Here is a 10747-nt window from a genome sequence, read left to right on the forward strand (position 1 = left end):
CGGTCAGCGGTGTCACGGCCACGACGCTAGCCGCAACGCCGCGCGGGTGTCAACTCTGCGGGACGGTGTGTCCGGATGCTGGACACCCCGAGGGTCGTGCGTCACGCCTGCGCGACCCGGGTCCGGGCCGGTCGGGGCGGCGGTGCACCATTTCGGGGTGGCCGAAAAAGCTCAGCAGGACGAGGGCCGGAAAGCCGTCTTCCGCGTCCCCCGCACGTCGTTCATGGCGATCGCGCTCCTGACCGTCTGCGTGACGCCGATCGCACTCGGGGAAATCCCGTACCTGCAGTGGCTCTACGTCTTCCCGATCGCGCTCGCGGTCTTCGTGGTCCGCCACCGCACCATCGCCACGCGCGAGGGTCTGGCGATCCGGACGGTGTTCGGCAAGCGGGACGTGCCGTGGTCGGCGCTGAAGGGCCTCGCGATCACCAAGAAGTCCCGCGTCCAGGCGGTGCTGAAGGACGACACGAAGGTGCCGCTGCCGACGGTCCGGACCCGGCACCTGCCGGTGCTCTCGCTGGTGAGCGAAGGGCTCGTCGCCGACCCGAGCGGCCTGCTCGAAGAGGAAGACCTCAAGCCCGGCTCGTAGCACCCTCGATGGACGGGCTCCCCAAGACTGGCCTAAATTGGTAGGACCAGTTTTGGCGGAGTGTTCCCGCCGACCATCCGACCTGGGAGTTTCGCCGTGCCGCCTCTCCGTTCCCGGACCACCACCCACGGCCGCAACGCGGCGGGCGCGCGCTCGCTCTGGCGCGCCACCGGCATGACCGACAGCGACTTCGGCAAGCCGATCGTGGCGATCGCCAACTCCTACACGCAGTTCGTGCCCGGCCACGTGCACCTCAAGGACCTCGGCGAGATCGTCGCCGGCGCGGTCAAGGAAGCCGGCGGCGTCGCGCGCGAGTTCCACACCATCGCCGTCGACGACGGCATCGCGATGGGCCACTCCGGCATGCTCTACTCGCTGCCTTCGCGCGAGATCATCGCCGACTCGGTCGAGTACATGGTCAACGCGCACCAGGCCGACGCGCTGGTGTGCATCTCCAACTGCGACAAGATCACCCCGGGCATGCTCAACGCCGCCATGCGGCTGAACATCCCGGTGGTGTTCGTCTCCGGCGGGCCGATGGAGGCGGGCAAGGCGGTCGTCGTCGGCGGCGTCGCCCAGGCCCCGACCGACCTGATCACCGCGATCGCCGCGTCCGCGAGCCCCGAGGTCGACGAGGACGGGCTGTCCATCGTCGAGCGCTCGGCCTGCCCGACGTGCGGTTCGTGTTCCGGCATGTTCACCGCGAACTCGATGAACTGCCTCACCGAGGCGCTGGGGCTTTCCCTGCCGGGCAACGGCTCGACGCTGGCGACCCACGCGGCGCGGCGCGCACTGTTCGAGGAGGCCGGGCGCACGGTCGTCGAGCTGTGCAAGCGCTGGTACGAAAACGACGACGAGTCGGCGCTGCCGCGGTCGATCGCCTCGAAGGCGGCGTTCGAGAACGCGATGGCCCTCGACATGGCGATGGGCGGCTCGACGAACACGGTGCTGCACATCCTCGCCGCCGCGCAGGAGGGCGAGGTCGACTTCACGATCGCCGACATCGACGCGATCGGCCGCCGGGTGCCGTGCCTGTCGAAGGTGGCGCCGAACTCCGATTACCACATGGAAGACGTCCACCGCGCCGGCGGCATCCCGGCGATCCTCGGCGAGCTGTACCGCGGCGGCCTGCTGAACACCGACGTCTGGTCGGTCCACTCCCCCGACATCGACTCCTGGCTCTCGACCTGGGACATCCGGGCCTCGTCGCCGTCTCCGGTCGCGCTCGAGCTGTTCCACGCGGCCCCGGGCGGCGTCCGCACGACGCAGGCGTTCTCGACGGAGAACCGCTGGTCGTCCCTGGACACGGACGCGGCGGGCGGCTGCATCCGCGACGTCGAGCACGCGTACACGAAGGACGGTGGCCTGGCCATCCTGCGCGGCAACCTGGCGGAGAACGGCGCGGTGATCAAGGCCGCGGGCATCGACGAGGACCTCTGGCACTTCGAGGGCCCGGCCCGGGTCCTGGAGAGCCAGGAGGAAGCGGTCTCGGCGATCCTCAAGAAGGAGATCCAGCCGGGCGAGGTCCTGGTGATCCGCTACGAAGGCCCGGCGGGCGGCCCGGGCATGCAGGAGATGCTGCACCCGACGGCGTTCCTGAAGGGTTCGGGCCTCGGCAAGAAGTGCGCGTTGATCACGGACGGCCGCTTCTCGGGCGGCTCGTCGGGCATCTCGGTCGGCCACATCTCCCCGGAGGCGGCGGCGGGCGGCCTGATCGGCCTGGTGGAGAACGGCGACCGGATCCTGCTGGACATCCACGAGCGCCGGCTGGAGCTGCTGGTGGACGCGGAGATCCTGGCGGAGCGCCGCTCGAAGATGGAGGCGTCCGAGCGGCCGTGGCAGCCGAAGGACCGCCAGCGCCCGGTGACGGCGGCGTTGCGCGCGTACGCCCGGATGGCGACGTCGGCGGACACGGGCGCGGTCCGCGACGTGAACAAGTAGGACCAGCCGATGGCCGCCTCACCCGCTGAGGCGGCCATCGTGGCATTCGCTTCGCCGAGTTGGCAGGACTGCGACAGAAGTTGCGGTGTCCGGCGAGCGGATGGTCGCGACCGTAGCCGCGGGTACCGCACTCGTCGCCGTGCTCGTGGCCGTCCGGCAAGCCGTCGATGCCCGGAAATCGGGACGCGCAGCCGAGCACCGAGCCGAAATCGCCGAACCTGTTCTCGCTGAGACCAGGAGCCAGACCAAGCCGGCGGCGCCTCGAAACCGGATGACACGGATCCGCGGCAGCAACGGCCGTTCGCAGACGAACGTGGACGAGGAGGTGGTCAGTCGAGCTGGAACCACCACCTCGGGTAGGTACCGCTTGAGGCGTTCCGGGACGCCTACCGCGTCAAAACGATGACCACCACGGCCGCCGCGGCGGCCAGCAGCAGCGACACCAGCCCCAGCGGCAGCGGCCGCTTCCGCCACGGCGTGTTCCGCTCCAGCGAAATCGGCCCGGCCCCGGTGAACAGCAGGCTCAGCGCGGCCGCCCCCAGCACCAGCTCGAACTCGAACCCCTGCCCCTGCTGCTCGAAGAACCCGCCGTGGAACTTGGCGTACACCGCGTTCGCCGCCACCCCGAGCAGCGCCGCCGCCGCGAGCGGCGTGAACAGCCCGACGATCACCAGCACACCGCCGCCGACCTCGGCGATCCCCGTGATCCACGACAGCAGCGTCGTCTGCTTGTGGTAGCCGAACGTCTCCAGCACCCGCGCGAACCCGCCGATGCCCGGCCCGCCGAACAGGCCGAACAGGTGCTGCAGGCCGTGCGCGCCCATGGTCACGCCGAGCGCCAGCCGCAGGATCAGCAGGCCGAGACCGAGCCCGCCCTGGCGCGGGGTGTCGTCACCCCCGTCGTCCTCGACGCCGGACAGGAGGCTGGTGGGCTGCTGCGAAAAATCGTCTCCACTGCTCACGCGCGAAGGGTAGGGGATCCACCCGGGCCTGGCGAGCCGCCGCGCTCAGTACTCGCCGTGCACGAGGTTGTCCGGCAGCTCGCCACCGGCGTACCGGGCGATTTCCGCCGCCGCGACCGCGTACGACCGCCCCCGCACCCCGCGCACCGACCCGCCGATGTGCGGCGTGAGCAGCAGCCCCGGCACCGTCCACAGCGGGTGCCCGGACGGCGGCGGCTCGGGATCGGTGACGTCGAGCGCGGCGCGCAGCCGTCCCGTGGTCAATTCGGCGACCAGGGCACCGGTGTCCACGACGGCGCCCCGCGAGACGTTGACCAGCACGGCCCCGTCCCGCATCTCGGCCAGGAACCCCGCGTCGACCATCCCGCGGGTGCGCGAGGTAAGCGGCACCATCAGCACCACGGCGTCGTGCAGGGGGAGCAACGCGGGCAGCTCGTGCACCCCGTGCACACCCTCCCGCGCGGTCATCCCGACCATCGTGCACCGCGCGTCGAACGGCTCGAGCCGGCGCCGCAGGTGCCGTCCGAGGTCGCCGGCGCCGATGACGAGCACGCGCTTGCCCTGCAGCGTGTCGGCCGTCTGCCGCTCCCAGCGGCCTTCGCGCTGCGCCGTCGCGAAGACGTCCAGCTTCCGGTACATCGACAGCAGCACCGCGACGACCCACTCGGCGGTGCTCCCGCCGTGCGCGCCGCGGCAGGTGGAGAGCAGGACGCCGTCGGGCACCTTCCCGACCCAGTCCTCGGCGCCGGCGGACAGCAGCTGGATCAGCTTGAGGTTCGGCAGCGTGCGCCACAGCTCCTCACCCGGCGGGTGCTTGCCCGGGATGAGCACTTCGGCCTTCGCGGCCTCCGGCGGCACGGGCTCGCCCCACTGGTAGCGCACGGGCAGGACCCGCGGGACCTCGGCGAGCACGGACATGCCCTCGTCGTCGGGCACCAGCACGGTCAGCGTCATGATCCCAACGTAATCCAGGAGTACTCACCCATGGTTCACGCGGCGGCCCCTAGGCTGGGGGATCATGCGCACTCGGTACCGGTCGGCCCTGCTGGCGATCCTGGCCTGCGGCGTCTTGCTGCCCGCCGGCTGCGCGCGGTTCGACGACACCGCGGCCGGTCAGTCGTTCAGCCCCGCGCCCGTCCCGAGCCCCGAATCGCCGCCCCAGGTCCAGGGCCCCGGCGCGGACTCCGGCGGCGACGGCAAGCAGGCGCGCCCCGGCCAGTCCGCCACGCCGGTGCCGCCGCCCCAGGGCTGCAAGGACTTCGACCCGTCGGTCATCTCGACCTGCCTGGACACCGTCGCGGCGGTCGCCGGCCTGCCGGGCGACGGCTCGACGCCGAGCGCGCTCGCGGGCGAACGCAAGAGCGGCCGCGTGCAGCTCGCGACCGCGGGCAAGGACGCGACGGACTTCGCGAAGCTCGACGTCCAGGCGGCCGGCGACGGCGGCCTGACCGGGCTCGCGCTCTCGCCGTCGTACGTCGAAGACCAGCTGGTGTTCGCTTACGTGACCACGGCGACGGACAACCGCGTCGTGCGCTTCGCGAAGGGCCAGGCCGCGAAGCCGGTGCTCACCGGCATCCCGAAGGGCGCGTCCGGCAACCGCGGCGCGATCGCGACCGACAACCGCGGCGCGCTGCTGGTCGCGACGGGCGACGCGGGCAACCCGAACGCCGCCGCCGACCCGAACTCCCTCGCCGGGAAGGTGCTGCGCATCGACACGTCGGGCAAGGCCGCGGCGGGCAACCCGAACGGCGCCCTGACCGTGGCGGCCGGCCTGCACGACCCGGGCGGCCTGTGCGCCTCGGCCGACGGCGGCCGCGTCTGGGTCACCGACCGGCTCGCCGACAAGGACGCCCTCTACCGGCTGCAGGCCGGGCAGCCGCTGACGGCGCCGGCGTGGACGTGGCCGGACAAGCCGGGCGTCGCGGGCTGCGCCGACTTCGTCGACGCCAACGGCTCGATCTCGGTCGGCACGTCCCTGGCCGGCAACCTGCAGAACCTCCCGGTGACCCCGGAGGGCGCGGTCAGCGGCAAGCCGACGATCAGCCTCGACGGCAAGACCGGCAAACCGCCGGTGACGTACGGGCGCCTCGCCGGGATGAGCATGATCAACCCCCAGCTCGCGGTGGCCGGCACGGTCAACAAGGACGGCGGCGCCCCGGTCTCGAGTGACGACCGCGTCGTCCTGATCACCCCGGCGACCTCCGGCGGCGGCAACGGCAAAGACTGACCGGCTGCACCTGCACGACAGCCCGCTTTACCGGGTCACGCCGGACGTGGTCGCCGAATGGCGAGAGCAGTATGGGCTTCACGGCGTCCGTCGTGCCGGAGTCCGGTGACCGTCCTGGCTGCCGCACGGCGCGTCCGCGCGCTGAGCAGCGCCCTGCACGAGGCAGGCCTCCGCGTGCTGGTCGACCACGCCGGCGGCAACTCCTCCCTCCACCGCGTCCTCGAAGCGCCCCGGGTTCGCCGGGTCCAGGGCTTAGCTCCGCCCCGCCGCCCCGCCGTCCCTCCGCCGACGACGTCAGCTCAGCGGCTTCAGCTCCACCCGCCGCCCTTCGGCCGACGACGTCAACCCGGCTTCGGCGAGCTGGAGCCCGCGAGCCGCGGAGAAGAAGTCGTAGCGGTGTTGCCGCCCGGCGACCACGTCCCGGACGAACTCCTCCCACTGCGCCTTGAAGCCGTTGTCGAACTCGGTGTTGTCCGGGACCTCCTGCCACTGGTCGCGGAACGCCTCGGTCGCCGGCAGGTCGGGGTTCCACACCGGCTTCGGCGTCGCGGAGCGGTGCTGCACCCGGCACCGCCGCAGCCCGGCGACAGCGCTGCCCTCGGTGCCGTCGACCTGGAACTCGACGAGCTCGTCCCGGAACACCCGCGTCGACCACGACGAGTTGATCTGCGCGACGACCCCGGACTCCAGCTCGAAGATCCCGTACGCGGCGTCGTCGGCCGTCGCCGCGTAGGCGTCGCCCTGCTCGTCCCACCTGCGCGGGATGTGCGTTGTCGCTTTCGCGGTCACGGCCTCGACGCGGCCGAAGAGGTTCTCGAGGACGTAGTTCCAGTGGCAGAACATGTCGAGCACGATCCCGCCGCCGTCCTCGGCGCGGTAGTTCCAGCTCGGGCGCTGCGCCTCCTGCCAGTCGCCCTCGAACACCCAGTAGCCGAACTCGCCGCGCACCGACAGGATCCGCCCGAAGAACCCGCCGTCGACCAGCCGCCGCAGCTTCCGCAGGCCGGGCAGGAACAGCTTGTCGTGCACGACGCCGTGGCAGATCCCGGCGTCCCGCGCGAGCCCGGCCAGCTCCAGCGCCGATGTCAGTTTTTCGGCAAGGGGCTTTTCGGCGTAGACGTGCTTGCCCGCGGCGATCGCCGCCCGCACCGACGGCTCCCGCGCCGACGTCAGCTGCGCGTCGAAGTAAATGCCGACGTCGGCCAGCGCGGAGTCCGGATCGGTGGTCCACGCGGTCAGCCCGTGCCGGCCGGCGATGTCCTTCAGCTTCGCGGCGTTGCGGCCGGCGAGGATCGGCTCGAGCTGCACGCGGCTGCCGTCCGGCAGCGCGACGCCGCCCTGGTCGCGAATCGACAAGACCGACCGGAGCAGGTGCTGCCGGTAGCCCATCCGGCCGGTCACCCCGTTGAGCAGCACTCCGATACTGGGCTGGTTCATCACTGCCGGCCTTCCTGGTCGATGTCGTATTCCGCGCGACGTCCGCACATGCCGTAGCCGTCCGGGTTCGAAGGGACCGCGACCCGGACCCCGGACTGCTCGAGGTGGCTCCCGTCGCCGCGGGCGAGCGCCTGCAGGTGCGCCCCGGTCAGCTCGGCGGCCCGCAACGCCCCGGCCCGCCAGCGCGGAACCCAGTCGCCGATTTTCGGCGAAACGAGCGCGACGGCCGCCCGGTGGAACTGCCGCAGCGGCTCCGCGTCGCCGTCCCGCAGGGCCGCCCGCAGCGGCAGGTAGCCGCGAATCGCCAGGTCACGGCGTTGCCGAGCGGCCTGGTCGGTTTTCGGCAACGCTGCCGCGCAGGCGTAAGCGGCCGGATCGGCGAGCACGTCGGGTGGGAAGGTGAAGACCGCGTCCCCCACCTCGGGCAGCCCGCTGTTCTGCATCAGCACCGTGACGCACAGCCCGTCTTCCTGGACCATCCGGTGCACGGTTCCCGGCGCGAACCACGCGATCACCCCGGGCTCCAGCGGTGTCTCGTCGTAGCCGCCGGCGCTCAACGTCTGGACCGCCCCGCGCCCGCCCGTGACGACGTACGCCTCGGTGCAGGCGAGGTGCAGGTGCGGGCTCCCGCCGCACGCCCCATCCTCCGCCGCCCAGTCGTAGGCGCGCAGGTGTGAGACCCCGATTCCACCTGGAAGTGGGAACGCGTTCATGACCACCCGTGCCGATCGAGGTAGCGGGTCACCCGATCGCGATCCCACGCCCCATCCGCGACGACGATCCGGTAGCGGTAGGTGAAGCTCTCCCCCGGCTCCAGCACGAACTCGTCGAAAAACGCCCACGAGAACGCGACCATCGGCGTCTCCCGAGAGCGGACGAACCAGTGCGACTCGTGGATCGCCTGGTCGTTTTCCGGCGAATGCGCGAAGACCAGCGTCGAATGCGCGTCGACGTCGTCGTGCTCGCCGACGAACGCCAGCCACGGCGCCTGCGCGCCCATCATGTCGTCGCCGCCGAGCTCACCGGGCCCGAGGACGCGCCCGCCGCTGAAGTCGCGCGGGCCCCGCCAGTGCAGCCCGGTGTACCCGGCCAGCTCCCGGCCGGCGGTCGTCGGGCTGCCGAACTCGAGCGGGGTGTCGCGGACGTTGGTCAGCTCGATCCCCCAGTCGAGCGCCCAGGCCCCTTCGTCCGGCTCGACCGAGTGGACGACGAGCTCGCGCCGCTCCCGCGCCCACTCGTCACCGCCGTTGGCGACCCAGGTGAGCCGTTCGGTGAACCCGAGCCGGTCGCGGCCGACGGAGAAGGCGGCGAAGTCGTCGTGCCGCATGGAGCCGATGCGGTCGGGCAGGTCCTGGTACCGATCACCGGGAACGTAGGTGTGGCCGCCCCAGAAGTTCTGCCCGGACAGGTGGCTGGACGTCATCTGCAGGCCCTTGTGCCACCGGTGGTCGGCGGGCCGGTACCCGCTCACGCCGCGGCCGCCGAGGGTCCGCAGCGGGTGGGTGTAGGGCTTGCGCGATTCGAAGGCCACCGGGTCGGGCTTGTACACATAGGACATCAGCTGGACGCCGCCGGCCTCGACGGTCACGCGCTCGCCGTGCCGGTGCGTGACGGTGATCGCCGCGCTCACGCCCCCGCTCCCGCCATGGACCGGTGGAAGGCATCACCGGCGACGATCTCCCCGCGCCGCACCCCGGCCCCGGTGGCCGCGGACTTGTACAAAGCCGCGACGAACTCCAGCACCCGCCGCCCGTCAGCCCCGCTGCACGGCGGCCGCCGCCCGGCCCGGTAGGCGGCGAGCACGGGCGCGAACGCGGCGGCGTGCGAGCTGGCCACGTCCTCGGACGGCGTCCAGCGCTTCGTCGCTTTTTCGGCAACGTGCGGGGCCGGCGTGTAGCGCCAGTCTTTGCCGCTGTGGCCGTAGAGGTGGGTGAGCTCGACGGTGGCGTTTTCGCAGTCGACCCGGATCCGGCTCACCTCGTCCGGTGAAAGGACGCTGTTGACGACGGTCGCGAGCGCCCCCGACTCGAACCGGACGAGCGCGGTGGAGACGTCCTCGGTCTCGACGTCGTGCACCAGCCGCGCGGTCATCGCGCGCACCTCGGCCCAGTCGCCGAGCAGGTGGAGCAGGAGGTCCATCTGGTGGATGCCGTGGCCCATGGCGGGCCCGCCGCCCTCGGAGTCCCAGCGCCCGCGCCACGGCACCGCGTAGTAGGCGCCGTCGCGGTACCAGGTGGTCTGGCAGTGCGCGACGAGCGGCCGTCCGAGCTCCCCCGCGTCGAGCAGGTTCCGGAAGTGCGCGGCACCCGATCCGGACCGTTGCTGGTAAACGAACGAAACGTACGGCCCGCCGTCCCGTTCGGCGGCGGCCATCTCGTCGTACTCGGCGAGCGACCGGCACGGCGGCTTCTCACACCAGACCCAGGCGCCGCCGGCAAGGGCTTTCACAGTCTGCTCGACGTGCAACCCGGGCGGCGTGCAGATCGAGACGAGATCGGGTTCCTGCTCGGCGAGCAGGGTGTCAAGATCGCCGTAGGGCTTGGCGTCGCCGGCCGCGGCACAGAACGCGACGGCCCGGGCTTCATCGACATCGGCGGCGGCCACGATCTCGACGTCGTCGCGGTGCGCCTCGAAGGCGCTCCGATGGCTGTCCGCGATCCCCCCAGCGCCGACAACGGCGACCCGTAAGCGCTTTCCGTGAGTCAACCCAGGTCTCCCTCCTCGGTGACACGCCTCCCAGCGGGCCGTCCCCGCCCAGCCGGGCCGCTCCTGCCGACCGTTCCAGAAAGCGCTTTCTCACGCAACGGCCGACGAGGATGTCAACGTTGTCACCCAGGGTGGTCAACCGGAACGGACGACAGCCCTGACGACAGCAGCTGGCAACACGACTTCAACGCCACCAAGGCTTCACGCCGTCGACGCCGAGACCCGGCCACTTACCGGGGCTTCCATCGCGGAGCCCCGGGACAGTCAGCCTCGACACCCCGCCCCTGCCGCCTCGAACGGCCGCGGTTCCACCGAACGCCGACTCACTCCGGCGCCGTCGGTCAGCGAGACTTGCTCTTGGGTTCACGCTTCCGCGGCTGCCAGCTCTCGGCGCGCACCGCGCGGATGTCCAAGAAAGCGACAACAACCGAAACAAGCGCCGCGAACAGCCCGAGGAACCGCCCGAAGCCGGGTTCGATCGCGATCCCGGCGACGTCGAAGATGCCCCGCTGGTCGGCGTCGAACTCCCAGTCGAGCGTGAACCAGCCGAGCACCATCAGCAGCAGCGACGCCGCGGCGACCACCAGCCACAGGTGCGGCAGGCCACCGACCCGCACTTTCCGGATTCGCCCGAAAACGACCACGACCAGCCCGGCCAGCAGCAACGGCAGCGGCGGGCACCAGGCGAAGAAGCTCGAGTTCCACGCGTTCCGGACGACGTCGCTGTGCGGCAGCTGCGCCAGCACGGCCTCGATGTCCGGCTTGTTCGTGTCCAGCGTGGTCCACGGCAGAAACGTCGACCCCAGCGCGAGCAGCCCGGCCGCCAGGCCGAGCCACTCGCGCCAGGTGACGCTTTTGACGGAAAACGGCGATGTCATGAAAACG

Annotated in this window: 10 protein-coding genes; 3 read left to right on the forward strand and 7 right to left on the reverse strand. The window is 71.6% G+C overall.

All coding sequences use genetic code 11. The annotated features are described in order from the left end of the window. The first annotated feature begins 157 nt into the window (after positions 1 to 157). Together AB0B33_RS21515 and ilvD are read left to right on the forward strand one after the other, a co-directional pair. On the forward strand, positions 158 to 589 hold the full coding sequence (locus AB0B33_RS21515) for a PH domain-containing protein (protein WP_360774423.1): 432 nt from the start codon (positions 158 to 160) through the stop codon (positions 587 to 589). A gap of 96 nt (positions 590 to 685) precedes the next feature. Then, entirely contained in the window at positions 686 to 2530 is a 1845-nt protein-coding gene (gene ilvD / locus AB0B33_RS21520; protein WP_360774426.1) for a dihydroxy-acid dehydratase, read from the forward strand. A gap of 386 nt (positions 2531 to 2916) precedes the next feature. Here the strand turns inward: ilvD and AB0B33_RS21525 are convergent, their stop codons facing one another. Both AB0B33_RS21525 and AB0B33_RS21530 read right to left on the reverse strand, forming a co-directional pair. Then, positions 2917 to 3492 carry a DoxX family membrane protein gene (locus tag AB0B33_RS21525; RefSeq protein ID WP_360774429.1) on the reverse strand — a complete coding sequence of 192 codons (576 nt, stop codon included), beginning with the start codon at positions 3490 to 3492 and terminating at the stop codon, positions 2917 to 2919. A gap of 45 nt (positions 3493 to 3537) precedes the next feature. After that, complete coding sequence (locus AB0B33_RS21530) at positions 3538 to 4446, reverse strand: 2-hydroxyacid dehydrogenase (RefSeq protein ID WP_360774432.1); 909 nt, start codon at positions 4444 to 4446, stop codon at positions 3538 to 3540. A gap of 64 nt (positions 4447 to 4510) precedes the next feature. Between AB0B33_RS21530 and AB0B33_RS21535 the strand changes: the two genes are divergently transcribed. Next, a complete protein-coding gene (locus AB0B33_RS21535; RefSeq protein WP_360774435.1) occupies positions 4511 to 5719 on the forward strand; it encodes a PQQ-dependent sugar dehydrogenase in 1209 nt (402 codons plus the stop codon). A 294-nt stretch (positions 5720 to 6013) separates the two neighbouring features. On the opposite strand, the gene AB0B33_RS21540 is transcribed toward AB0B33_RS21535, so the two are convergent. The 5 genes from AB0B33_RS21540 to AB0B33_RS21560 all read right to left on the reverse strand — a co-directional run bounded on the left by AB0B33_RS21540 (position 6014) and on the right by AB0B33_RS21560 (position 10740). Beyond that, positions 6014 to 7156, reverse strand: a complete 1143-nt coding sequence (locus tag AB0B33_RS21540) for a Gfo/Idh/MocA family oxidoreductase (protein WP_360774438.1) — start codon at positions 7154 to 7156, stop codon at positions 6014 to 6016. Then, the gene (locus AB0B33_RS21545) at positions 7156 to 7869 is read right to left on the reverse strand and encodes a cupin domain-containing protein (protein WP_360774441.1); all 714 of its coding nucleotides are present in this window, start codon (positions 7867 to 7869) and stop codon (positions 7156 to 7158) included. The genes AB0B33_RS21540 and AB0B33_RS21545 overlap by 1 nt, the downstream gene beginning before the upstream one ends. After that, the gene (locus AB0B33_RS21550; protein ID WP_360774444.1) at positions 7866 to 8786 is read right to left on the reverse strand and encodes a PmoA family protein; all 921 of its coding nucleotides are present in this window, start codon (positions 8784 to 8786) and stop codon (positions 7866 to 7868) included. Before AB0B33_RS21550 ends, AB0B33_RS21545 begins: the two co-directional genes overlap by 4 nt. Then, entirely contained in the window at positions 8783 to 9862 is a 1080-nt protein-coding gene (locus AB0B33_RS21555) for a Gfo/Idh/MocA family oxidoreductase (protein ID WP_360774447.1), read from the reverse strand. Before AB0B33_RS21555 ends, AB0B33_RS21550 begins: the two co-directional genes overlap by 4 nt. A gap of 341 nt (positions 9863 to 10203) precedes the next feature. After that, positions 10204 to 10740: a hypothetical protein gene (locus tag AB0B33_RS21560; protein WP_360774450.1), complete on the reverse strand. Its 537-nt coding sequence runs from the start codon at positions 10738 to 10740 to the stop codon at positions 10204 to 10206. Between the last annotated feature and the right edge of the window lie 7 nt (positions 10741 to 10747).

The sequence above is a fragment of the Amycolatopsis sp. NPDC049159 genome (assembly GCF_040648295.1).
Taxonomy (GTDB): Bacteria; Actinomycetota; Actinomycetes; order Mycobacteriales; family Pseudonocardiaceae; genus Amycolatopsis; species Amycolatopsis pretoriensis_A.